The following is a 23,486-nucleotide window of genomic DNA, read 5'->3' as shown; positions in this document are numbered from 1 at the left end:
TCACAGGCGGAGTCAGGCCGTCAACGACAAGGGTTCAAACTGATAGATGCTCAGCTCGCCGCCAGAGGACGGAAGCTCAGCCGCACAAGGAGTGCACTTTGACGTCATCCTCACTTGCCGCCATTTCACGCAAACTAGAGAACGCTTACGGTATTGCTGTAGGAACATACTCTCCAGAAGGTTTGCGGGCTCGCCTTCATATTATTGATTCTGAAATTGCAGAGGGATTTTTTGCTGATACTGTCGTTCTCGTTGAAGGGAAGAGCGACAAAGCTGCACTAATTGCGGCAGCTCGCTTGAATGGGATTGATTTCGAAGCAAAAGGAATAGCGGTTCTTGTCGCTGATGGGAAAAATAGCCTGGATCGGCCAGCTTCTATATTCCAGGAGTTTTCAATCCCGACATATTTGATCTGGGACTGTGATAGGAATACGAAGGGCGGGATTGAAGATTTGCGAGCGAATCATGCATTACAATTGCTCTCAGGTTGTAATCCAGAAAATATATTCGATGCAAAAACTATAGTAAGTAACAAATTTGCGTGTTTCGAATATAATATTGAGCATACTCTAAAATTAGAAATTGGTGATATTCTCTTCGAGGATTTGATAAATAAGGCGCGCGATACGTATGGAATAATAAGGCAAAAAGATGTGTTAAAGATCCCTGCCGCAATGACGAGCGTGTTATTAGAAGCCAGTAAGAATGGAGCCCGAGCGAAAACTGTTGATGATATTGTTAATAAAATTTGCGAAATGTGAAATTTATTGATTTAAAATTTCTAATGCCACCTTCACCACGCCGCCATCCTCCAAATCAGGCCGCGTGGTGAACCCCAATTGCTTGCACACCGCCAGCATCGGGCGGTTCTCCCGCAGCACCGTCCCCTCCACCCGCGAAATTCCCTCGACCTTGGCCCAGTCGATCATCAGACGCATGAGCGCATGGCCGAGGCCGGTGCCCTTGCGGTCGCCGCGGATGAGGATGGCGTATTCGCCGCTCTCGTGGTTGGCGTCGGCGTGGAGGCGGACGGCGCCGAGCATCAGGCCGGTCTCGGCGTCGATGGCTACGAAGGCGATGGCGCGGGCGTAGTCGAGCTGGGTGAGCTTTGCCAGGAAGGTGTGGTTGAAGTCGCGCACGGGGGCGAAGAAGCGCAGGCGCAGGTCTTCGGCGCTCACGCTCTGGAAGAAGGTGAGGAACAGGGCCTCGTCCTCGGGCCGCACCGGGCGCACGGTGACGGCCTTGCCGCGCAGGATGAGGCTGCGCTCCCACTCCACCGGATAGGGCCGGATCGCAAAGCGCGGGTGATAGGCCCCGCCGGCCCGCCGTCCGGCGGGGGCGGTCTCCGGCGCCACCATCACGCGGGCGTCGAGGGCAAGCGCGCCGGTCTCGTCGGCGAGCAGCGGATTGATGTCGAGTTCGCGCACCTCGGGGCAATCGGCGGCGAGCTGGGCGAGCTTCACCAGCACCAGGGCCACCGCGTGCCGGTCCACCGCCGGCACGTCGCGATAGGCGGCGAGGCGGCGGGAGACGCGGGTGCGGTCGATGAGTTCGGAGGCGAGCCGAAGATCCAGCGGCGGCAGGCCGAGGGCGCGGTCGTCGATGACCTCCACGGCGGTGCCACCGCGGCCGAACACCACCACGGGGCCGAAGGTCGGGTCTTCGGCCAGACCCGCGATCAGCTCGCGCTGCTTGCCGCGCCGGATCATCGGCTGGACCGCGAATCCGGTGATCCGCGCCTCGGGCCGCAGCCGGCGGGCGCGCTGGAGGATGTCGGCGGCGGCGGCCCGCACGTCGGCCTCGCTGGTGAGATCGAGCCGTACCCCGCCCACATCCGATTTGTGGACGATGTCGGGGGAGACCACCTTCAGCGCCACCGCGCGGCCCCCGGCGATGATGCTCCAGGCGGCGGTGGCCGCCGCGTCGATGTCGGGGGCCAGCGTCAGCGGCACGCTGTCGATGCGGTAGGCGGCGAGCAGGTCCGACACCGCCACTGGGTCGAGCCAGGTCTGGCCCGCGTCGAGGGCGCTCGCCACGATGGCGCGGGCGGCGGCGACATCGGGCGAGAACTCGCGCGGCAGGGAGGCCGGGGTGCGCATCAGGTCGTCCTGCGCCTCGCGGTAGCGCACGAGATGCAGGAACCCTTCGACGGCGTCGGAATCGGTGGGGAAGCGCGGGATTCCGGCATTGGCCAGACTCGTCGCGGTCTCGGCATCGTCGCCGATCGTCACCGCGAAGACCGGTTTCTTGCGCCCACCCGCGCGCCGGGCCCGTCCCACCGTGGCGGCGATGGCGGCGGCGACGTCGGGGCCGTCCGAGCAGGCGGTGGGGACGTGGATCGCCAGCACCGCGTCGTTGGCCGGGTCGGCGAGCAGGGGGGTGAGCGCCGCCTCGTACTCGGCCGGGCCGGCCTCGATGCCGAGATCAACCGGGTTGCCGAGGGCGCCCGCCGCCGCCAGCGTCCCGCCGCGTTCGGCCAGACGGTCGGCGGCGAGCGCGCCGATGCCGCGCCCGTTTCCGAGGATCGCGAGGCGATGGCCGGGGAAGGGGCGCTGCCGGCCAAGGGTCTCCACCGCCGAGAACATCGCGTCGAGACTGTCGACGCTGAGCAGGCCCGCCCGGCGGAACGCCGCCTCGTAGACCGAATCCGGACGGGCCAGGGCGCCCGTATGGGTGACGCTGTGGCGGGTCGGCGTGTGGTGGCGCCCGGCGCGCAAAACCACCACCGGCTTGGCGCGCGCCGCAGCGCGCGCGGCGGACATGAACTTGCGCGCATCGCCGATGACATTGAGGGAGAGCAGGATCGCGCGGGTGTGGAGATCGGCGGCGAAATGGTCGAGGCAGTCGGCCACATCGATGTCGCAGGCGATACCGAGGGAGAGCACCGCCGAGAACCCGACGTCGCGCCGGGCGGCCCATTCGACGATGCCCGCCGCCACGGTGCCGGATTGCGAGACCAGGGCGAGGTCGCCGGCCTTCGGCGCCCGTGCGAGCAGGCTGGCATCGAGGTGCATGCCCGGAACCGACAGGCCGATGCTGCCAGGGCCGAGCAGCCGCAGCGAGCAGTCGCGCGCCGCGCCGCGCGCCGCTTCGCATAGCTCGGGGGGCATGTCGGGTGTGAGAACCACCGCCGCAGCGGCCCCCTTGAGGCCCGCCGCCCGGACCGCATCGGGAACCGCCTTCGCCGGCAGGGCCAGGATCACCAGATCGGGCGCCTCCGGCACCTCGGCCAGCGACGCGACACAGGAAGGTCCCTCGATCCCGGCGCCGACTTGCCAGATCGCTCCCGGAAAGCCGGCCCGCCGCAGATTCGCATGGACGGCGCGGCCGAGTACGCCGCCCGGTCCATCGAGCCCCAGTAAAGCGATGGATCGGGGAGCGACCAGCGCCTCGAAGCGGTACGTACTCATGCTACGGGCCGCCCTTCCATAAAAAATCTCGTGGAACTGTCGCTGTCGGTTCGGCGCGGACTGAGCCCGAATGGATCAGTCTTCCGCCGGGGACGATGCAGGGTGTTGGTATAGAAGACCTGCGACAGCGATGTAGTGCGGAAGCCCGGAGAACCCCATGCCTGCCCCCAACTCCCCTGAAGCGACAATCCGCTCCGCCATCGTCGCCGCCATGCGCGACCTGATCGCTCTGGGCCTGAGCCAGGGGACCTCCGGTAACATCTCGGTCCGGTGGGGCAGCGGCCTGCTGATCACGCCCTCGGGCATTCCTGCCGAAAGCCTGCGGAACGACGACATCGTCTTCATGGACCGCGATGGCACCTTCGACCATCCGCTGGCGCCTTCGTCCGAATGGCGCTTTCACCGGGACATCCTCGACACGCGTCCGGAAATCGGCGCCGTGGTCCATGCCCATCCGACCTATTGCACGGCATTCGCCCTGTGCGGGCGTGAAATCCCGGCGGTCCACTACATGATCGCCGCGGCGGGTGGCCCGACGATCCGGTGCGCGCCCTACGCGCCCTATGGCACCGAGGCCCTGTCGCACTATGCGCTCGAAGCTCTGGAGGGCCGCACCGGCTGCCTGCTCGCCAACCACGGCATGATCGCCACCGGCCCCGACCTCGCGAAAGCGCTGTGGCTCGCGGTGGAGATGGAGGCCCTGTGCCACCAATACGCCGTGGCCCTGCAGGTCGGCGCTCCGGTCGTTCTGCCCGACGACGAAGTGTTGCGCATCGTCGAGCGATTCAAGTCCTACGGTCTTCGATCGCGCTCCGACACCGCAATCACCACAAGTATCGATCGTGAATGCCGGTCGGACGATACCTGAGACCGGACAAATCCGGGCGTTTGATCAGGTGCGAACCACGCTCGTCCTGCGAGCAAGTGATGCTGCACGGGAATGAGATTAATCAGTCCAAAGCAAGCATCGGTTTTCACTCAGGATCGCAATGACGGCCTGGAATGCCAAAAAATTGGTTCATATGATCTGTAAAAGATCTTTATCAGCAAATAATGAGAGGTTTTTCAGTATATTTTGCCTATCATAAGCAAGGATAGTAAGTCGGTCTTATTATGCTGAAAGTGTTCCGTGCCTCTTGCACTCCGAATTGCAAGGTCATAGTAGCGTTAAAGTCACCAGCCGAACGTTCTGCTCCGTTGGTGACGCCTCAAGCCTTTCAGGCCTGTGGTGCGCAATCTAATTTTCAGAGAAATGAGGGGAACGGGAATGAATGTCGAAGGGGAGTTATTGTCGGACAACATCACGCTCGCGGTGGAGATCGTATCCGCGTTCGTGAGCAACAATTCGGTTCCCGCCGGCGAGCTCCCGGCGCTCATCGGATCGGTCCACGCCACGCTCGGTCAGTTGAGGCATACCAACCCGGCCGAAAAGGTCGAGCCTCAGACTCCGGCTGTCTCGATCAAGCGTTCGATCACGCCTGATCACATCGTCTGCCTCGAAGACGGAAAGAAGTTCAAGTCGCTCAAGCGCCACCTGCGGACGCGCTATGACATGACTCCCGATCAGTATCGCGCCAAGTGGAACCTGCCGAGCGATTATCCGATGGTCGCGCCGAACTACGCTGCGGCGCGCTCGGAGCTCGCCAAGAACATGGGCCTCGGCCAGCAGCGCCGGAAGTCCGCAACGGCAGCGCAGGTCGTCGAGGTCAAGCTGGCGGCTCCGCGGGGACGCCGACCTCGCGTCGCGAACGAAGCCTGATCTTCGCTCACCCGGTCGATGGGGCCAATCCTCGCGGAGGGCTCCACGACCGGGTCGGCGACGAGAGCCAGGAACTTCGTTGTCCACAGCCTATGGGATGCCGAGATTGGGCGGCCGCCATGCCAAAAAAAAGGCTTTGGCGGCGGTCAGAACGATTTTTCCATCTATGTCTATAATAAAATATTTATTTTTTAAGAAAATAAATATTAACTTCAAGACGTATTTGGCCGTGTATCAAGTTTAAAGCTGAAATTATCGTGCGTATTACGGCCGGATGCCGGCGATCAAGCCCTGTGGCTCTTTCTCTGCACTGATCGCTGTCTGTGCGCATGTCTGGAGCAGACGTCGAAATCTCGTTCGCGGCGATCGCATCGGTGTCGGTCTCGATGCGGCGTTAGAGATCGCGCAAGGCTGGCGTGCCAATTTGTTCGGCCAGTCCTTCGCGACCTTGCGGCCTCGTTGGTCGTGGCGCGGCCTTCGATGGAAACGACATGTCGGGTCGATCCGGCCTCGTGGCGCGCCTGTTCTGGACGGCAGTGATCGGGGGTGCGTTCGCATTCTGGTTCGGTCCGGCCGCCCTGGTCGCAACGGCGTTCGCACTGTGCCTCGTGCTGCTACATCGGCTCGACCGGCCGCGTCGCGTCCGGGGGCTGATCCGTCGCCTCACGCGGCGTCACGCCCACACGCTCGCCCTGCGGCGGCGACAGGAATGTTTCGTCGACGCCTATGGCAACCTGATCGACGATTCCTGGGTGCGCGAGCGGGCCTACTTCGCCGAGCGGACCCTTCTCCCCCAGTTGGAGGCCCGCGGCCAAAGCGCGGCGGCGGAGGCGTCGTGGGACGACATTCTGGCGATCATCGAGGGCGTCGCCGCTTCCGTGCGGCTGCCGGACGAGACCGACGTTCCGGAAGACGGCATCGCCTACGAGCGATACTGCGCGGCGCGGCTCCGCGAGGCCGGCTGGACCGCACGGGCGACCCAGGCCAGCGGTGACCAGGGCGCCGATATCGTCGCCGAACACGCGGGGGTGCGCCTCGTGGTGCAATGCAAGCGCTACGGCAAGCCGGTCGGCAACGCGGCGGTTCAGGAGATCGCCGCCGCCTTGCGGTACTGGTCGGCCGACATGGCGGTCGTCGTGTCGAATGCCGGCTTTACCCCGGCCGCCCGCAAACTCGCGGCGGCGACGGGCGTCATGCTTCTGCACCACGACGACCTGGTCGATCTCCAGCCGATGCGTCAGACGGGCAAAGGCGGGCCCAACAAGAGCAAGGCCTCCCGACGCACGACGGTGTCACCCCTCGCCGAGCGGTAGCCAGGCGCGGCCGTCGCGCGCCAGAAGCGCATCGGCCCCGGACGGGCCGTCGCTGCCGGCGGCATACATCTCGACCGGTGCATCGCGCCAAGCCCGGAGCAAAGGCTCGACGGCGGCCCAGGCTCCCTCGATACTGTCGGCGCGCTGAAACAGCGTCGCGTCTCCGATCATGCAATCGTACAGCAAGGTCTCGTAGCCGACGCTCTGCGTCTCTCGAAAGAAGTCGCCGTAATCGAACGTCGCGGTAACGCGGCCGAGATGCATCTGCGGCCCGGGACGCTTGACGTTTATGGCGACGCTCATCCCCTGCTCGGGATCGATGCGCAGGCGCAAGATATCGGGCTCGATCTCCGGCTCCTGGGCCGTCCGGAACGGCGAACGCGCCGGCGGCTTGAAATGCACGGCGATCTCGGTGACCCGATCGGTCATGCATTTGCCGGTGCGCAGATAGAACGGCACGCCGTCCCAGCGCGGCGTGTCGATGGTGAGCTTCAAAGCGACGTAGGTCTCGGTCTGCGAATCCTTGGCGACGTTCGGCTCGTCCCGGTAGCCGACCACCGGCTTTCCGTGTTCTATGCCGGCCGCGTATTGGCCACGTACCGCGTCCGCAGGAGGCACCGGCCGGACCGCTTCGACGAGCCGGGCCTTGGCATCGCGGATCGCCTCGGCATCGAGGGTGTCGGGCGCCTCCATGGCGACCATGCAGAGGAGCTGGAACAGGTGATTGGGCACCATGTCGCGCAGGGCGCCCGTGGGCTCGTAGAAGGCACCGCGTGCCTCCACCCCGATGGTCTCGGCCGCGGTGATCTCGATATGGTCGACGTGCTTGCAGCGCCAGACCGGCTCCAGCATGCCGTTGGCGAAGCGGATCGCCAGGATGCTCTGCACGGTTTCCTTGCCGAGGAAGTGATCGATGCGGAAGAACTGCCCCTCGTTGCCCTGCGCCAGGAGTTTCGCGTTCAAGGCTTTTGCGGAGGCGAGGTCGCTGCCGAACGGCTTTTCGATGACGACGCGGCGGAAGGCGCCGCTCTCTTCCTTCAGGAGCCCGGCGCCCCCGAGTTGCTCGACGATGGGTCCGAAGAAGCGTGCAGAGACGGCAAGGTAGAAAACGACGTCGCCGGACAGGGCGCCGGCCAGATCGCGGAAGGTCGCCGGTTCCGAAAAATCGCCCTTCCGAAAGGTCAGGCGGTCCCGCACGAATCCCCAGACGGTCTCGTCGATATGCGTGGGGTGGAATTCCGAGGTGTGGTCCGTGGTGAAGGACTGCATCGTCTTGGTGAGGTCGTCACGCCAGCCGTCGTCGGTGTTGTCGTTGTGGTCGACGCCGATGATCTTGAATCCGTCCGCCAGGAGCTTGCCGCCCGACAGATTGTAGAGCGCCGGCATCAGCAGCCGTTTCGTCAGGTCGCCGGACGCCCCGAAGATCACGAGGGTGCAGGGAGGCGCCGGATCCACCTGGACCGATGGCGGTGTCGGGCGGGCGTCGGTCTTGTCCATCGGTGGCTCCGGGTCTCGGCTCCGCGGGGCTCGCCGCGGAATCGCAAGTCAACCGACCGCAGTGCAGCACGTTCCGCCCCGACGGCGATCTCAGGTGTGCGACCGCTCACGTCGTCGGGAGCGTCGCGACCCCGTCTCGGCTTCCGACCCCCGCCAGGGGTCGGTGCGTTCAGCCGAGCACCACCACCTTCGACCCGATCTCGACCCGGCCGTAGAGGTCGATCACGTCCTGGTTGATCATGCGGATGCAGCCCGAGGACACGCTCTTGCCGATGGAATCTGGCTCGAGCGTGCCGTGGATGCGATAGAGCGTGTCCTTGTTGTCCTGCCAGAGGTAGTGGGCGCGTGCGCCGAGCGGATTGCGCGAGCCGCCCGGAACACCAAGCCCGCTCTGGAGCTGCGAGACCGAGCGCGCGAGCTTCGGTGTCCGGGCGATCATCTCCTTCGGGGGATACCAATCCGGCCACATCTGCTTCGAGTTCACGGTCGAGGCTCCCGACCAGGAAAAGCCCTGCTTGCCGACGCCGACGCCGTAGCGGCGCGCTCGGCCGTTGGGCAGCACCAGGGTCAGCTGGTGGGCGCGCGGGTCGATCACGATGGTACCGGGCGCCTCCCGTCCGGTATAGGCGATCTCCTGGCGCAGGAATGCCGGATTGGTCTTCTTCCAGTTGACCGCGTTCACCGGGAAGGGCTCATCGGTGATCGCCGCGTAAGCGCGGGCGTAGTCGATCGGGCCGTTATCCACCGGCCTGGCTGTGGCCTGCGTGCCCTGTGCCGGCGAGGCCGGTGGGACCTGTCGGGGAGCGTAGGGGTCCTCGAACGAGTCTTCGTAAGGGGCCTGGACGTCGCGCCGGCCGCGCGGCGCATTCGTGCGCTCGGCGTAGGGCTCGTAGCGTCCGCCCCGGCGACGGTAGAGCCGGCCATCCTCGTCGCGGTAGAGCCGCTCGTCGTCGAAGGGCCTGTCGCCGTCGATCCCATCGTCGAACGGCCCGCGCCCTTGCGCGAGGGCGGCGCCGATCGGCGAGAGCAGCGCGAGGCTCGTCGTCGCTCCGGTAAGCAGTGTGCGGCGGGTGGTTTCTGACATGGGAGCGCTCGAAAGTGGTCTGACGAAGGATGAAGCTGGGCTGGGAACTAGCAAGACCTCGCCTCCGCGTCACGCCGTGGCGTAAGCTTATCAGCATTGCATCACGACACGAGGCCGTGACTTCGCGATCTGATCGGCGACGTGATGAATACGCGGTTTCACCATGATGGCGTAAAATCATCGGGGATACTGGGGGTGAGCCTCCCGTGGCGATTGCAAAAACCTGCGGCACCCCGACATAGAGCGAGCAGCCGCTTCGGCTTCCCCTCATCCGATGGATCGCGACCCGTGCCGGTCATCCAGCATCCCCGTTTTCACGCGGCCCGCATCGCGGCCGCGGCCATCCTGCTCGGCGCGATCCCCATCGGGGCGTCCGCCGCTGGACGGCCTGCGACACCGACACCGCCCGAGCGGCCGGCCACCACATGGACCTCAGGCGAATCCGAGCCGGCGAATTGCAGCCACATCCGGCGTAAGCTGTGGCAGGACGGTGAGGGCTGGGTGGTCAAGACCGTCACGGTCTGCCGCTGAGCGCGCACCGGAGGAGCGAGGCCGCGTGATCCGCATCCTGCATACCGGCGACTGGCATATCGGGCAGACTCTGCGCGGATACGCCCGCACCGCAGAGCACGGCGCGGTCTTCGCCAGGCTCGTGGCGATCGTCGCCGAGCAGGAAGTCGATGCCCTCGTGGTGGCCGGCGATGTCTTCGACAGCCAGAACCCGTCGGGCGAAGCGCAGCGTCTGTTCTATGATCTTCTGGTCCGGTTGCACCGGGCGCGGCCGGACATGACCATCGTGATCACCGCCGGCAACCACGATGCCGCCGGTCGGCTGGAAGCGCCCCGGCCGTTGCTCGACGCCATCGGCGTCCATGTCATCGGCAATATCCGGCGGCGGGACGGGGCCATCGACATCGCCCGCCACCTCGTGCCGCTGCGGGTGAAGGGCGAGGTCGCCGCCCAGGTGCTCGCGGTGTCGTATCCCACCGCTGCCTGCCTGCCGCCGCTCCAGAAAATGACCGAGGGCGCCGGCTCACCCATCGTGCGGGCGGTGCGCAGTCTCTACGAACAACTGGCCGAGGCCGCCCAACCACATCTCGCCGGGCTGCCGCTGGTAGCCACCGGGCACCTGCATGTGGCCGGTGGCCTCGAATCCGAAGGCGCGGAGCGGCGCATCCTGGTCGGCGGCGAGCACGCGGTGCCAGCCGACGTCTTTCCGCAATGTGCGAACTACGTCGCACTCGGCCATCTCCACAAGGCGCAGAAAATCGCGCACGATCATGTGCGCTACAGCGGTTCGCTGATCCCGCTCTCGGCGGCCGAACAGCCCTACGCGCATGGCGTCACGCTCGTCACCCTGGGCGACGGCGAGCCCCGTATCGAGCACATCCCGGTGGGCCGGCCCGTTCCGTTCCTGCGTCTGCCGGCCTCTGGCGACATGCCCCTGTCGGAACTCGGTGATCGCCTCCACGCTCTCGGGCTCGACCCCAACTCGCCGCTGGAGGCGCGGCCTTTCATCCAGATTCGCCTCGCCCGGGAGGGCCTCGGACCGGGCTACCGCGCCGAGGTCGACCGGATCGCCGATGGCTTTCCCGTGCGTGTCGTCGACGTGCGGGTGGCTCCGGCGCCTCAGGTGGACTCCGCGATCGCGGCCCTCGTCCACGTGCGCCTCGCCGAGCGCGACCCGGAGGACCTCTTCCGTCTCGCCTTCCAGCGGGCGCGGGGCACCCCGCCGGAGCCCGTCCATCTGGAGGTGTTCCACCGCGCCCGCGCCGAGGTGACGTAGATGTGCGGGCCCGCCGGTCCGGGGCCGGGGGCAGTGCCTGTCCGTCGATGCCGAACGCACATAGGAAAATCCCCCGTTCGATTGTACAGATGCGGCGGCGTGCTGCCGATTTTCCGCGCGCACATGGCTCTCGCGATTGTGCCTCGCCGGAGAGTTCGCTGCCGGAGGTTCGAGTGAGTACAGCCGGCGACGAGACCGAGCGGCGCCGCGAGGCACTCGCTCGCTATGACATCATCGACACATCGGCCGAGCGGGTCTTCGACGACATCGTCCAGCTTGCCTCGATGGCGATGGGCATGCCGGTCTCGTTGATCTCGCTGATCGACGGCGACCGTCAATGGTTCAAGGCCGAGACCGGGTTCGGACGGCGCGAGACCCCGCTCACCTCCTCGATCTGCGCCCATGCGGTGCGCCAGAACGACGTGTTCGTGATCCCCGATACCACTCGTGACCCACGCACGGCCGACAATCCCCTCGTCACCGGAGCGCCGCACGTGCGCTTCTACGCCGGCATGCCGCTGCTCACGCCCGAGGGCGTCGCGCTCGGCACCCTGTGCGTGCTCGACACGCGCCCGCGCGACTTCACCCCGGAACAGGCCTTCGTGCTGCGCACCCTCGGGCGACAGGTGATGACCCAGCTCGACCTGCGACGCGCCTTACGCGAGCGCCGGGCGAGCGACCTTCGCAACGCCGCCATCCTGGAGAGCGCCATCGATTACGGCATCGTCGCCATGGATCTGCAGGGGCGCGTCACCACCTGGAACGTGGGCGCCTATCGCATCCTCGGCTGGTCGGAGGCGGAGATGCTGGGCCAGCCGGCGGACGTCTTCTTCGTCGGGGAGGACAGGGCTGCCGAGATGCCCGAGCGCGAGATGCGACTCGCGCGCGAGATGGGACGGGCGAACGACGAGCGCTGGCACCAGCGCAAGGACGGAACGCGGTTCTGGGCCATGGGCGAGATGATGCCGCTCAAGGCCGAGGATGGCGCGCATGTCGGCTATCTCAAGATCCTGCGCGACCGCACCGCGCAAAGGCGCGCCGACGAGTCCCTTCGGCAGCAGACGGCCCTGCTCCAGACCGTCACCGATCATCTCAGCGAAGCGGTGTTCCAGCTCTCCACCGACGATCGAGTCACCTTCGCCAATCCGGCCGCCGAAGCGATGCTCGGCTGGCCGGCCGGCAGCCTGATCGGGCGCAACCTGCACGCCACCGCCCATCACCACCATCCCGATGGCAGTCCGTTCCCGGCCGAGGAGTGCGAGGTCGTGCGCGCGCTCCAGTCGGGAGAGCCGCTGCGGGAACGCGAAGCCGTGTTCTTCCGCCGCGACGGTAGGCCCATCGACGTGGTGACCTCGAACGCCCCGATCATCGAGAACGGGGTGGTGCAGGGCGCGGTTCTCACCATCGCCGACGTTACCGAGCGCAAGGCCGCCGGCGCACGCCTGCGGCGCAGCGAGGAGCGGCTGTCGCTGGCATTGAACGCGTCCGGCATGATCGGCACCTGGGACTGGGATCTCAAGGAGAATCTCGTCTACGCCGACGCGAACTTCGCGCGCATCTACAGCGTCGATCCGGAGCGGGCGGCCCAGGGCGCACCGCTGAGCGAATACACCCGCAACTTCCACCCCGACGACATGCCGGTCTTCCAAGCCGAGCTCGGCCGCCTGTTCGCCGGAGCCGACGAATTCGCCTGCGAGTATCGCATCGTCCAGCCCGACGGTTCCTACCGCTGGCTCATCGCCCGAGGGCGTCTCGTCCGCGACAGCCACCATAGTCCGGTGCGTTTTCCCGGAGCGTCCGTGGACATCACCGAGCGCAAGCGCGCCGAGGAGCGGCAGTCCGCACTCGTCGAACTCGGCGATCGCCTGCGCGAATTGCAGAACGCCGCCGAGATCGTCTTCGTCGCGGCCGAGATCGCCGGACGTACCCTCGGGCTGATCCGGGCCGCCTACGGGTCCATCGACCCATCGCAGGAGCATCTCGATATCGCGCGCGACTGGACCGTACCCAGCGTCGTCACCATCGCCGGCCGGCACCGCTTCTCCGATTACGGCTCGTACCTCCCGGACCTCCAGAAGGGACATGACGTGATCATCGCCGACGTGGAGACCGATCCGCGGACCCTGGCCGATCCGTCCGCATTACTGGCACTCGATGTCCGTACCCTGCTGAACATCCCGTTGATGGAGCGGGGCCGCCTCGTGGCGGTGTTCTGCCTGCATGATTGCCGGCCGCGCGCGTGGACACCGGACATCATTAGGTTCGTCCGTAACGTCGTCGACCGGACCCGCGCCGCACTGGCGCGATTGCGCGCGGAAGAAGCGCAGGAACTGCTCAACCGCGAACTCAGCCACCGGATGAAGAACCTGCTGGCGATGGTGCAATCCATCGCGACGCAGACCATGCGCTCGGCCGCCGATGTCGATACCGCCAAGGAAGTTCTGGCCGGGCGCCTGATCGCACTGGGGCAGGCGCACGACCTGCTGATGGGCGGTGCCCTGGGCAGCACCCTCGTCGGCCCGGTGGTGCGCGGAGCGTTGAAGCTGCACGAGGACCGGCCCGGGCGCTTCCGCCTCGAAGGGCCGGACATCGAGATCGGCGCCAAGCCCGCCCTGTCTCTGGCGCTGATGCTGCACGAATTGGCCACCAATGCCGCCAAGTACGGCGCCCTCTCGCAGGAAACCGGTACTGTCCTGATCTGCTGGGAGGTCGTGACCGGAGCGGAAGAGCCGCAGCTCGCGTTCTCATGGACCGAGAGCGGCGGGCCGCCGGTGATCCCGCCCGCCCGGAAGGGCTTCGGGACACGCTTCATCGAGCGCGGACTCGCGGGCCAGGTCGGCGGCGTCATCGCGCTCGCTTATCCGGCCACCGGCGTCACCTGCGCCATCACTGCGCCCCTGGCCGCATTCCAGGCGGACGGATAGGCGCTGTCAGCCGTCCGCCGCCGAGACGAGACCCGCGCCCACTGCGATCCACACCAGATGGGCGTCGGTGCGTGCGCTGAGCCTGGCCTTGATCAGCGACTGGTTGTTCTGGACGGTCTTGGGACTGACGCAGAGGGCGTCGGCGATCGCGCCGACGGTGAGACCCCGTGCGGTGAGGGTCAGAATCTCGATCTCTCGGGGGCCCAGCCCCTCCACGGCTGACCGGCCATCGGCGATGTGCGCATCGGCGAGGGCGTGGGCGATGTCCGTGCTCATCGCCCGGCCGCCGCGCATCACCGTCTCCACCGCCGTGAGGAGTTCGCGCGGCGGGCTGCCCTTGGTGACATAGCCGCTGGCGCCCGCCTCGAACGCCGTCAGCGCCAGGGCCGCGTGCCCGCGCATGCTCACCATGAGGATGCGCGCGTCGCGGTCGCGCTGGCGGATATGGCGGGCCGCCTCGATCCCGCTCGCCCCCGGCAGTGCCACGTCCATGACGACGAGATCGGGGGCATGTACCTGATAGAGCCGGTAGGCCTCGCCGGCATCCGCGGCCTCCGCGACGACGCGGTAACGGGATTGGCGCTCGAGCAGGCGGCGATACCCCTCCCGGACCACCGGATGATCGTCGACCAGGAGGATACGCACGTCCATTGCGCCGCTCACGCGCCGGTGGGGACGACGGCGCAGGCGCGTATCCCGCTGCCCGACCCCGCCACGCACAGGCTACCGCCCAGGGCCGCGAGCCGCTCGCGAATGCCGAGCAAGCCACGTCCGGGGGTGTCGCGCAGGCTTGCCGGATCGCCGCCGCCATCGTCGTCGACCACGAGTGTCACCGACCGGCCGTGTCCGGCGTCCCGCGAAACCCGGACGAAAATTCGGGTGGGGCGGCCGTGCCGCATGGCGTTGGTGAGAAACTCCTGAGCGATCCGATACAGGGCGAGGGCAGCAGGCGGCGGAATGCCCTCCCAATCGCCCGACATATCGAGGTGGAAGGCGGCGGCTGAACGCCGATGCGTGCGCCAACCGGCGATCAGGGCGCGCAGGCTGCCTTCGAATCCGAGGTCTTCGAGGTCTGGCGGTTCGAGGCGCGCCAACGCGCCACGAAGCGTCTGGGTCATGCTCGCGGTGATCTGTGCGATGGCGCGCGCATCCTCGGCGACATCCGGCCGGTCGGACGGTGCATCGGCCTCGATCGCCTCGGCGAGCGCACCGGCGGCGGTGAGGCATTGCCCGAACGCGTCGTGCAGGTCGCGGGCGAGCCGTCGCCGCTCGTCCTCCTGCGCCTGGAACAGCCGCAGGGTGAGGGCGGCCCGCTCGGTCTGGCCGCGGGCGAGCCGCTCGGTCATCGCATGGAAGGCGGCGGCGATCCGGTCGAATTCCCGCGTCGCGAAGGGCGGCAGGCGCGGTGCCGGGTCGCCGGCCTCCAGCGATTGGAAACCCCGCACGATGATCCCGACGGGACCGAGCAGGTGGAGTGTCGCCAGCGCGGCGAGGAGACCGATCGCAGCGGCCATCCCGGCGGCCGTCATCGAAACGATGCCGACCTGTCGCCACGCCCGGGCCGCGGCGGCATCGGCCTCCGGCCACGCCTCGACCCGGCCGATGGGCTTTTCGCGGTAGATCATCGGTCGCGCGATCGGTGACGAGGGATCGACCATCCTGTCGAACAGGGTGCGGAACCAACTGGGCGCCGTGCGTCCGAGGCCGTCCCATCCGCTGCACAACCGGTACGGCGCCTCGGTTCCGACGGTGATCGCGACGCAGATGCCCGGAAGGATCGTCAGGATCGTCGGGGCCGGGTGCCAATCGGGCGCCGCCAGAGCCTGGGAGCCATGGGCGCTACCGAGACCGGGCTGGCGGTCCATCTGTTGCGCGACGCGCTCGGCCGACACTTGCGCCTCGGCCCGCAGGCCGGCGCCCGTATCGTACATGACCCACAGGGCCGTGCCGGCGAGGCACACCATGACCGCCGCGACGAAGCGCCAGGCCAGGTGGGCGAACAGGCTCATGGTTCGGCATCCCTTCGACATCCGCGGCGGGGGAAGGTGGCATCGGGAGGATGTCGCTTGGCAAGGGGCCCGGGCCGCGCTCGGGAAAAACACCCGGCGAATCGCGGGCTGTCATCCCTGGCAACGCCGCGCCCCACGGAGAAGGATTGCACCCCGTCGCCCTGAAGGAAACGCCTCCATGTCTCACGGCCTGTCCCGCCGCAGCTTTGTCGCGGCCGCAGCCCTACCGCTGATCGGGCCTGCCTTCGCACAGGGCACGGTCGCGACGACCCTTCGCGTCGGCGCCTTCACCGTCGAGCCGGTTCGCGACGGGCTATTTCCGCTCGAACCCCGAATGATCCCCGGAGCGGACAGCGAGGCCGGGCGTGCGCTGCTGCGGGAGGCCGGACTTCCGCCGGCGGGGCCTTCTCCCGAGCCGGTCAACGCCTTCCTCGTCCGAAGGGGTGAGCGCCTCTGGCTTCTCGATGCCGGCTGCGGCGGTGTTCTCGGACCCGACCTCGGCAAGGTGCCAGCGGCGCTGGTGGCCGGAGGCATCCATCTCGCCGGGATCGAGACCATCTGGCTGACCCATCTCCACGCCGACCATGCCGGCGGTCTCCTCGATGCCGACGGCCGGGCGCGCTTTGCCCGGGCCGAACTCGTCGTCCAGGCGGCGGAGGTCGCCTATTGGAGCGATCCAGGCTCCCGTTCCCGGGCACCGGCCGAGATGGGTGCCTTCTTCGATACGGCGCTGGCGGTGCTCGCTGCCTACAAGGGCCGGGTCCGGCAGGTTTCGGGTGCGGCCGAACTGACTGCTGGAATCACCGCCGTGCCGCTGCCCGGCCACACGCCGGGGCATGCCGGTGTCCTGATCGAGGATGCAGGGGAGCGCTTGCTGATCTGGGGCGATGTTCTCCATGCGCGCATCCTCCAACTGCCCCACCCCGAATGGACCGTGATCTGGGACATGGACGGGGCGCAGGCCGAGGCGACGCGCCGCCGCATCTTCGACCGGGCCGTCGTCGAGGGCCTGACGGTGGCCGGCATGCACCTCGCGACCCATGGCCGGATCGCGCGGCGCGGGCAGGGTTATGCACTGGTGTCGTAGGCGGCGCGGGCGGGTCGCTGCGTGGCTGTGGGTCCGAGCCGCTTCCGTGCCTACGAAAACGGCTCTATGTTTTCGCGTGGTCGCGTTTTCCTCAACCGAGCCCGGTCCACCCGACTTCATGACGTTTCAGACGCGTCGCTGCGTCCAGACTGGCGGCGCCGTTCAGCCCAGGGTGTGACACGTGCGTATCCTCGCGATCCGCGGCGAGAATCTCGCCAGCCTCGCGGCTCCTTTTGCCGTCGACCTCGCCGCCGGGCCGATCGGCGCCACCGGCATCTTCGCTATCACCGGCGAGACCGGGGCCGGAAAGTCGACGATCCTCGACGCCCTGTGTCTGGCCCTCTACGGGCGCTATCCGCGCGTCGCCGCCGGCCGGCGCGAGGATACGCCCGATCCGAGCGGCGAGACCGTCAGTTCCAATGACGGCCGTGCGATCCTGCGGCGCGGCGCGGCGCAGGGATTCGCCGAGGTCGATTTCCTCGGTCAGGACGGTGTGCCCTACCGTGTGCGCTGGGAGACGATCCGCGCGCGCGGCAAGGCGGACGGGCGGCTCCAAAACGATCGGCGCAGCCTGCATCGCCTCGATGACGGCAGTCCCGTCGAGGCCGGCAAGACCCTGGTCGCCTCGGCGGTCGAGCGGCTGACCGATCTGACCTTCGACCAGTTCCGGCGCACCGTCCTGCTGGCACAGGGCGAATTCGACGCCTTCCTGCTCGCCGCCGATGGCGAGCGGGCTGAGCTTCTGGAGAAGATCACCGGCACGGGCGTCTATTCCGAGATTTCGAAACGGGTCCATGCCGGCACCGAGGCGCACCGCGCCGGCCTGAAACTCCTGGAGACGCGCCGCGACGCGGTGGGGCTCCTCGACGCGCCGGTCCGCGACGCGATCCTCGCCGAGCGTGGCGCGGTTCTCGCCGAGGTGGAGCGCCTCGGCGCCGAGCACCGCGCGTTGCGCGGGCAGATCGACCACGCGACGCGCCTTGCGGCCGCCCGTCAGCAGGTCGAAGCCGCCGAGACGCGTGTGGCGGCTGCACAGGCGGCGACCGCGGCGTCCCGGCCCGAGGCGGACAGGCTTGCCGAACACGACGCCGTGGAGCCCCTGCGTCGCCTCGCCGACGAGGTCGCCACGGCAATGCGTGAGCGGCAGGAGGCTGCCACGGCCCTGAGCGAGGCTCAGGCTCGTCTCGCCGCCGCCGAGGCCGCATCCGATCACGCCGCAGGTGCCCATGCGCAGGCCCATGCCCGCGACGAGGCGGAGGAGACGCGGTTTAAGGCCTTCGGTCCGATCTGGACCGAGGCGGCCCGGCTCGACAGCCGGATCGAGATGGCATCCACCGAGGCCGGGCGATGGGAGCTTTCCGCGCAGGCCGCCGAGGCAGCCCTTGCGGCGGCCGGTGCCGAGCGCGACGACCGGGAGCGACGGTTCGCAGCAGCCCAGGACGCGCAAGCGAAGACGGCGCGGCAACTGGAGGCAGATGCGCGCCACGCCGTGCTGGCTGATCGTGCCGACGAGATCGGAACCCTGTTCGCCAAGCATGCCGAACTCAGGGCCGCGCACGCCGCCGCCCGGTCCGCCTCCACGCAGGCTCGCGAAGAAGCGGCCAAGGGTACCGCGATCGCCGCCGCCGAGGAGGTGCGCATCGGCGAGGCCCGCGCGGCCCGAAATCGCAGCGTCGAAGAGCGTGAGGCGCACGCGCGGACGCTCGCCGATCTCGATGAACCGACGATGCAGGTCCGCGCCGACGCCCTCGGGCAGCTTCGCGAGATCGCCGCACGGGCCGCCATCCAGTCGGGCCGCCATGACCAGGGTGTGGCGGCTCTGGCCGAGGCGGAGCGCATCGGTGCCGAGGCCGGCGCCGGGCGCGCGACCGCCGAGGCTGCCGGTATCGCCGCGACCCAGGCGCAGACGTTGGCCGAGGCGGCTCGTCGGGAGATCGCGGCCCTGGCCGACCTTGCCGAGGTGAGCGCCTCGGATCAGGCGGCGCATCTGCGCAGCCTCCTCGTACCGGGCGAAGCCTGCCCGGTCTGTGGCGCGGTCGACCATCCGCGCCGGGATGGCGACGATCGCCTTGCCGCCGTCGCGGAGGCCATCCGGTCGCGTCGCGATGGTCTCGACCGCGAGATCCGCGCGGCCACGGAGGCTCGCGCCGCGGCCGGTGCGACGATGGCCGCCGAGAGCGAGCGCTTCGCCGCCGCCGAGCGCTGGGCCCGGGCCGCGCGGACGGCATGCGCCGAGGCCGCCGAGGCCTATGCGGGCCTGCGCCCCCACCTAGTGGAGAGCCGGTTGGCTGCGGGAATCGATGCGGATGTTCCCGCGTTCCTCGGCCCGGGAACCGGAGAAGCCATCGTCGGGCTCGATGCCGTGGTGCAGGCCACCCGCGCCGAGGTAACCACTGCCCGCGATGGCGCCCGGCGTTTGCGCGACGATATCGCGGTTCGGGCGCGCGCCATCGAAGCTGCGAGCACCGCCATTGAAGCGGCCGAGCGGACGGTGCGCGCGGGTCGCGACACTGGTCGTGAAGCGCAGATCCGCGCCGAGCGTGAGGCGACCCGCGCGAACGGTCTCGAGGAACGCCTCGCGTCACTGGCGCGCGAGGCCGCTCCCTATCTCAGCGCGGCCGACCTCGCGGCGGCGGACCTCGATCGGGATGCCGGCGCCGCTGCCGCCCGTGCCAAGGCGCTGGGCACAGCGTACGCCGCTTTGCGGGAGACGCACCGGACGCTCTGTGCCGCGCTCCAGGATTTGACGACGCAACGGGCCGGTATCAGCGCAACGGCGGCCGGCGCCGAGGCGTCTGCGGTTGCCGCCCGTGCCGAGGCTGGCGCGCGCCTCGCGGAACTCGCAGACCTTCGCTCTGAACGCGCAACCTTGCTCGGCGGCGAAGCGACGGCGATCCACCGCACGCGCATCAACGACAGTCGCCGAGCGGCTCGCGAGGCCCTCAAGGCTGCCGATTCCGCGCGATCGGACGCGGCTGCCGCCCGCGCCGCAGCCCAGGCCGGCGCCGAGGGTGCTGCGGCGCGCGACGCGCGCGGTGCGGTCCGCCACGCCGCCGCACAGACCGCCTTCGTGGAGGCTTGCGGCGCGCGCCCGCCCGAGGCCGTCATGACCCTGCTGGCGATAGCGCCCGAGATCACCCAGGCCCTGCGGACCCGTGTCGGCGACTTGACGCGCGCGGTGGCGACGGCCGAGACCGCCCTCGCCACCCGCCGGGCCGATCTCGAAACGCTCGCCCGAGACGCACCCGAGATCGACAGGGCGGAGGTCGAAGCCACCGCGTCGATCCTGTCCGATCAAATCTCGGGTTGGCAGCAGCGCCTCGGCGGCATCGCCTCGGAGATCGCGCGGGACGATGCCGCGCGTCTCCAGGCTGCCGGCCTCTGCGACGAGATCGCTGCCGCGCAGGCGGATTTCGCGACCTGGGACGCAGTGAACGACGCTGTCGGCTCGGCCAATGGCAGCAAGTTCAGGAGCTTTGCCCAAGGAGTGACCCTGGAGCACCTCGTCCATCTCGCCAACGAGCAGCTCGAAGCCTTGAGCCCGCGCTATCGGCTGGCCCGGAGCCAGACCGCAGACCTCGCCCTGCATGTCCTCGACCGCGACATGGGCGACGAATTGCGGGCCACCCGTAGCCTCTCGGGCGGCGAGCGCTTCCTCGTCTCCCTCGCCCTCGCCCTCGCGCTGTCGGGCCTGGAGGGGCGGGACTCCTTCGTCGATACGCTGTTCATCGACGAGGGGTTCGGCTCGCTCGATGCCGAGACCCTGGATCTCGCCGTGGATGCCCTCGAAACCCTTCAGGGGCGCGGCCGCAAAGTCGGCGTCATCACCCACGTGGCGGCGATGATCGAGCGTATCGCCGTACAGGTGAGGGTGGAGAAGCGCGGCAACGGCCGCAGCGTCGTGCGGGTGATCGATGGGGCCGGGTCGCCGGCCTGACCCGGATTGCCCGGGTTTTGTCTTGCGCCCATTCGTTGGGCATCTCTGCCACGCGCAGCATCATGTCTGTGCCCCACGACGGGCCTGATCGGCGCTCCCGCACCGCCACGCGTCACCGGTCGGGTCTGGCACAGTCGGTGCATTGCGCTCCTCCGCAGCCCTGCGGGCGGCGAGCGGGTCAACGGCGCCCCGCAGGCGGACGGCGCAAGTCCGGATCCCTTGGCATGAGCGGGCGGCGCAGCAGCGTCTTGACCGCAAACCTAGAGACGAGACGCCTATGGCCAGCTTCAAGACCGTGATGAAATCCGGTCACCCACCGACCCTGTTCGCCGCCTTTCTCTACTTCGATTTCTGCTTCGCGATCTGGGTGCTCAACGGCGCCATGGGTCCGTTCATCACCGAAACCTACAAGCTCTCCCCGGCGCAGACCGGGTTCATGATTTCGCTGCCGATCCTGGCCGGCGCGATCATGCGCTTTCCGCTCGGTGTGCTGTCGCAGTATATCGGCCGTAAGAACGCCGCCATCACCGAAATGAGCATCATCATGCTCGCGATGGCGTTCGGTTTCTTCTACGTGAACACCTACGACGAAGTGCTCGCCATGGGCGTGCTGCTGGGTATCGCCGGCGCCTCTTTCGGTGTGGCCTTGTCGCTCGGCTCGGGCTGGTTCCCCAAGGAGCACAAGGGCCTTGCCATGGGTATTGCCGGCGCCGGCAACTCGGGCACCGTGCTCGCGGTTCTCTTCGCGCCGCCGCTGGCCCAGGCTTACGGCTGGCAGACGGTGTACGGCTTTGCCGGCTGCGTCATGGCGATCCCCCTCCTGGTGATGATCTTCCTCGCCAAGGAGCCGCCGGATGCCGAGCACCAGTCCTTCAAGGAGCACGTGTCCTGCCTGTTCGAGAAGGACGGCTGGGCGTTCAACCTGATCTACATCATCACGTTCGGCGGCTTCATCGGCCTGTCGAATTTCCTGCCGACCTTCTTCTACGAGCAGTTCGCCGTCACCAAGATCGAGGCCGGTCGCCTCACCATGCTGGCCGCTCTGATGGGGTCCGGTATCCGCGTGGTCGGTGGTTACTTTGCCGACCGTCTCGGCGGCATCATGGTTCTGTCCGTGGTGCTGATAGCTGCCGTCGGCGCGTTCCTCCTGCTCACCACGACGCCGTCGCTCGTTGTCACCACCCTGCTGTTCATGCTGTGCTTTGCGGCTTTGGGTGCGGGCAATGGCGCGCTGTTCCAGCTGGTTCCGCTGCGTTGGCCGGCCAACACGGCGATCGCCGGGTCGATGATCGGTGAGATTGGTGCTCTCGGCGGCGCGATCCTGCCGAACGTCATGGGCCTGTCGAAGCAGTATACCGGCTCCTTCGCCATTGGCTTCGTCGGCTATGCCGTCTTCGCCGCGATCGTCCTCGGGTGCCTGCTGCTGTGGCAGCGCAAGTGGGTCGGCTCCTGGGTCGGTCCGCGTGGGAAGGTGCTCGATGCGGCGCCGTCGTCGCAGAGCGCCGCCGCCGGTCGCCTCGACCCGGCGACGATCTGACCAAGCTCGGGGGCCCGAACGGGTCCCCGGCTCCTGTCTCAAGCGCCCTCGTTGGCGACGACGGCGAAGGTCAGGACATCCACGGACCGAGCGCCGGCGCGCAGCAGAACCCGCGCGGCGGCATTGGCCGTCGCCCCCGTGGTCATCACGTCGTCGACGAGGAGGATGCGGCGGCCTTGGAGACGGGGCCGGGCCGCGTCGCGCACCCGGAACGCGCCCTGAAGGTTGGCGGCCCGCGCCGGACGGCTGAGGCCGACCTGCGAGCGGGTCGCCTTGACGCGGGCGAGCAGGCCTGGATCGCACGGGACCTTTGCGATGGCCCCGACGCCGTTGGCCAACAGCGCGGCCTGGTTGAAACGCCGTCGCCAGAGCCGGAAGTAGTGCAGAGGGATCGGGACGAGGCAGTCGGTGTCGGACAGCAGTTCCGCTCCCGCCGAGGCCATCATCCGCGTGAGCACGCCGGAGAGATCGAGCCTGTCGTCGTATTTCAGCCGGTGGACGAGATCGCGGGCGGTGCCGTCGTAGAGCGCAACGGCGCGCGCCCGTCCGAAAACCGGCGGTTCCGCGATGGCACGCGGCGAGATCAGCGGTCCCGTCCCGTGGTCGACGCCGAAAGGCGTCCCCAAGCGCTGGCAGTAGGGCCGTTCGATCAGCTTGAGCTGAGACCAGCACGCCGGGCACAGGGCATGCGCGTCGGCGGTGGCGCCACCGCAACCCGGGCAGGTCGGCGGATAAACGAGAGCAAGGGCGCCCGACCAGATGGATCGAACACCCTTGACGATGATTCGGGTAGGCGGAGCCATCCAGCGAGCTTACCGTCCGTCCGGTCGCGAGGCGACCGGTTTTGCCTCAGCGCGAGACGGGCGCCGGCGCCTGGTTCTGCTCGCGGTCCTTCTTGTTCGCCTGATGGCGACCGACGGCGCAGCCCGCTGCCGCACCGAGCACGCCATGGCCTGCCACGTGACCGGCCAGACCGCCGACGATGGCGCCCTTGATACAGCCCTTGGCCTCGGCCCCGGTGGTGGCGGCGAGCGCCGTGAGGGTCATCGCTGCACCGAACAAAATGCGCTTCATGACGTGAGTCTCCCGGAATTTCGATCGTGATTCGTGGGGCCGTAACCGCGAAGGTGTCCGTAGCGTTCC

The 23,486-nt window shown here is 67.9% G+C and carries 17 protein-coding genes; 10 read left to right on the top strand and 7 right to left on the bottom strand.

Annotated features, from left to right (window positions below; genetic code table 11):
• The coding region (locus G3T14_RS16010; protein WP_348645284.1) for a TOPRIM nucleotidyl transferase/hydrolase domain-containing protein at positions 1-761 on the top strand (761 nt) is incomplete at its 5' end.
• 3 nt (positions 762-764) lie between these two features.
• On the opposite strand, the gene G3T14_RS16005 is transcribed toward G3T14_RS16010, so the two are convergent.
• Positions 765-3,410 carry a bifunctional acetate--CoA ligase family protein/GNAT family N-acetyltransferase gene (locus G3T14_RS16005; protein WP_163643535.1) on the bottom strand — a complete coding sequence of 882 codons (2,646 nt, stop codon included), beginning with the start codon at positions 3,408-3,410 and terminating at the stop codon, positions 765-767.
• Between the two features lie 157 nt (positions 3,411-3,567).
• Here G3T14_RS16005 and G3T14_RS16000 point away from each other — a divergent pair, with 157 nt between their 5' ends.
• The 3 genes from G3T14_RS16000 to G3T14_RS15990 all read left to right on the top strand — a co-directional run bounded on the left by G3T14_RS16000 (position 3,568) and on the right by G3T14_RS15990 (position 6,482).
• Positions 3,568-4,278 (top strand): class II aldolase/adducin family protein, encoded by a 711-nt coding sequence (locus G3T14_RS16000; RefSeq protein WP_163643534.1) that lies wholly within the window; start codon positions 3,568-3,570, stop codon positions 4,276-4,278.
• 399 nt (positions 4,279-4,677) lie between these two features.
• Complete coding sequence (locus G3T14_RS15995) at positions 4,678-5,169, top strand: MucR family transcriptional regulator (RefSeq protein WP_163643543.1); 492 nt, start codon at positions 4,678-4,680, stop codon at positions 5,167-5,169.
• Positions 5,170-5,660: 491 nt separating this feature from the next.
• A complete protein-coding gene (locus tag G3T14_RS15990; protein ID WP_163643533.1) occupies positions 5,661-6,482 on the top strand; it encodes a restriction endonuclease in 822 nt (273 codons plus the stop codon).
• Here the strand turns inward: G3T14_RS15990 and zwf are convergent.
• Positions 6,462-7,979, bottom strand: a complete 1,518-nt coding sequence (gene zwf / locus G3T14_RS15985) for a glucose-6-phosphate dehydrogenase (RefSeq protein WP_163643532.1) — start codon at positions 7,977-7,979, stop codon at positions 6,462-6,464. The genes G3T14_RS15990 and zwf overlap by 21 nt on opposite strands.
• A 169-nt stretch (positions 7,980-8,148) precedes the next feature.
• Positions 8,149-9,063 carry a L,D-transpeptidase gene (locus tag G3T14_RS15980; protein ID WP_163643531.1) on the bottom strand — a complete coding sequence of 305 codons (915 nt, stop codon included), beginning with the start codon at positions 9,061-9,063 and terminating at the stop codon, positions 8,149-8,151.
• A 288-nt stretch (positions 9,064-9,351) separates the two neighbouring features.
• Here G3T14_RS15980 and G3T14_RS15975 point away from each other — a divergent pair, with 288 nt between their 5' ends.
• The 3 genes from G3T14_RS15975 (at position 9,352) to G3T14_RS15965 (ending at position 13,773) form a co-directional block, all read left to right on the top strand.
• Positions 9,352-9,594, top strand: a complete 243-nt coding sequence (locus G3T14_RS15975) for a hypothetical protein (protein WP_348645283.1) — start codon at positions 9,352-9,354, stop codon at positions 9,592-9,594.
• A gap of 25 nt (positions 9,595-9,619) precedes the next feature.
• A complete protein-coding gene (locus G3T14_RS15970; RefSeq protein WP_163643530.1) occupies positions 9,620-10,849 on the top strand; it encodes an exonuclease SbcCD subunit D in 1,230 nt (409 codons plus the stop codon).
• Between the two features lie 173 nt (positions 10,850-11,022).
• A complete protein-coding gene (locus G3T14_RS15965; protein WP_348645282.1) occupies positions 11,023-13,773 on the top strand; it encodes a PAS domain S-box protein in 2,751 nt (916 codons plus the stop codon).
• Positions 13,774-13,779: 6 nt separating this feature from the next.
• On the opposite strand, the gene G3T14_RS15960 is transcribed toward G3T14_RS15965, so the two are convergent.
• Together G3T14_RS15960 and G3T14_RS15955 are read right to left on the bottom strand one after the other, a co-directional pair.
• Positions 13,780-14,424 carry a response regulator transcription factor gene (locus G3T14_RS15960; RefSeq protein WP_163643528.1) on the bottom strand — a complete coding sequence of 215 codons (645 nt, stop codon included), beginning with the start codon at positions 14,422-14,424 and terminating at the stop codon, positions 13,780-13,782.
• Positions 14,425-14,432: 8 nt separating this feature from the next.
• A complete protein-coding gene (locus G3T14_RS15955; protein WP_163643527.1) occupies positions 14,433-15,782 on the bottom strand; it encodes a histidine kinase in 1,350 nt (449 codons plus the stop codon).
• Between the two features lie 178 nt (positions 15,783-15,960).
• Between G3T14_RS15955 and G3T14_RS15950 the strand changes: the two genes are divergently transcribed.
• The 3 genes from G3T14_RS15950 (at position 15,961) to G3T14_RS15940 (ending at position 22,343) form a co-directional block, all read left to right on the top strand.
• Positions 15,961-16,869 (top strand): MBL fold metallo-hydrolase, encoded by a 909-nt coding sequence (locus tag G3T14_RS15950; RefSeq protein ID WP_163643526.1) that lies wholly within the window; start codon positions 15,961-15,963, stop codon positions 16,867-16,869.
• Between the two features lie 181 nt (positions 16,870-17,050).
• Entirely contained in the window at positions 17,051-20,806 is a 3,756-nt protein-coding gene (locus G3T14_RS25550; protein ID WP_163643525.1) for an AAA family ATPase, read from the top strand.
• 277 nt (positions 20,807-21,083) lie between these two features.
• The gene (locus tag G3T14_RS15940; protein ID WP_163643524.1) at positions 21,084-22,343 is read left to right on the top strand and encodes an MFS transporter; all 1,260 of its coding nucleotides are present in this window, start codon (positions 21,084-21,086) and stop codon (positions 22,341-22,343) included.
• Between the two features lie 38 nt (positions 22,344-22,381).
• Here G3T14_RS15940 and G3T14_RS15935 read toward each other — a convergent pair whose 3' ends face one another.
• Positions 22,382-23,146 carry a ComF family protein gene (locus tag G3T14_RS15935; RefSeq protein WP_163643523.1) on the bottom strand — a complete coding sequence of 255 codons (765 nt, stop codon included), beginning with the start codon at positions 23,144-23,146 and terminating at the stop codon, positions 22,382-22,384.
• Between the two features lie 46 nt (positions 23,147-23,192).
• A complete protein-coding gene (locus tag G3T14_RS15930) occupies positions 23,193-23,417 on the bottom strand; it encodes a hypothetical protein (protein WP_163643522.1) in 225 nt (74 codons plus the stop codon).
• Positions 23,418-23,486: the final 69 nt, after the last annotated feature.

The organism is Methylobacterium sp. BTF04 (assembly GCF_010692745.1).
GTDB lineage: Bacteria > Pseudomonadota > Alphaproteobacteria > Rhizobiales > Beijerinckiaceae > Methylobacterium.
The sequence above is the reverse complement of the archived record's forward strand: the minus strand, read 5'-3'. Positions and strand labels throughout refer to the sequence as shown.

Bases quoted from the DNA above. Each gene is read 5' to 3' on its own strand.
- G3T14_RS16005 (WP_163643535.1), bottom strand. From the start codon at position 3,410: ATGAGTACGTACCGCTTCGAGGCGCTGGTCGCTCCCCGATCCATCGCT.
- G3T14_RS15960 (WP_163643528.1), bottom strand. From the start codon at position 14,424: ATGGACGTGCGTATCCTCCTGGTCGACGATCATCCGGTGGTCCGGGAG.
- G3T14_RS15980 (WP_163643531.1), bottom strand. From the start codon at position 9,063: ATGTCAGAAACCACCCGCCGCACACTGCTTACCGGAGCGACGACGAGC.
- G3T14_RS15935 (WP_163643523.1), bottom strand. From the start codon at position 23,146: ATGGCTCCGCCTACCCGAATCATCGTCAAGGGTGTTCGATCCATCTGG.
- G3T14_RS15995 (WP_163643543.1), top strand. From the start codon at position 4,678: ATGAATGTCGAAGGGGAGTTATTGTCGGACAACATCACGCTCGCGGTG.
- G3T14_RS15950 (WP_163643526.1), top strand. From the start codon at position 15,961: ATGTCTCACGGCCTGTCCCGCCGCAGCTTTGTCGCGGCCGCAGCCCTA.
- G3T14_RS15930 (WP_163643522.1), bottom strand. From the start codon at position 23,417: ATGAAGCGCATTTTGTTCGGTGCAGCGATGACCCTCACGGCGCTCGCC.
- G3T14_RS16000 (WP_163643534.1), top strand. From the start codon at position 3,568: ATGCCTGCCCCCAACTCCCCTGAAGCGACAATCCGCTCCGCCATCGTC.
- G3T14_RS15940 (WP_163643524.1), top strand. From the start codon at position 21,084: ATGGCCAGCTTCAAGACCGTGATGAAATCCGGTCACCCACCGACCCTG.
- zwf (WP_163643532.1), bottom strand. From the start codon at position 7,979: ATGGACAAGACCGACGCCCGCCCGACACCGCCATCGGTCCAGGTGGAT.
- G3T14_RS15955 (WP_163643527.1), bottom strand. From the start codon at position 15,782: ATGAGCCTGTTCGCCCACCTGGCCTGGCGCTTCGTCGCGGCGGTCATG.
- G3T14_RS15990 (WP_163643533.1), top strand. From the start codon at position 5,661: ATGTCGGGTCGATCCGGCCTCGTGGCGCGCCTGTTCTGGACGGCAGTG.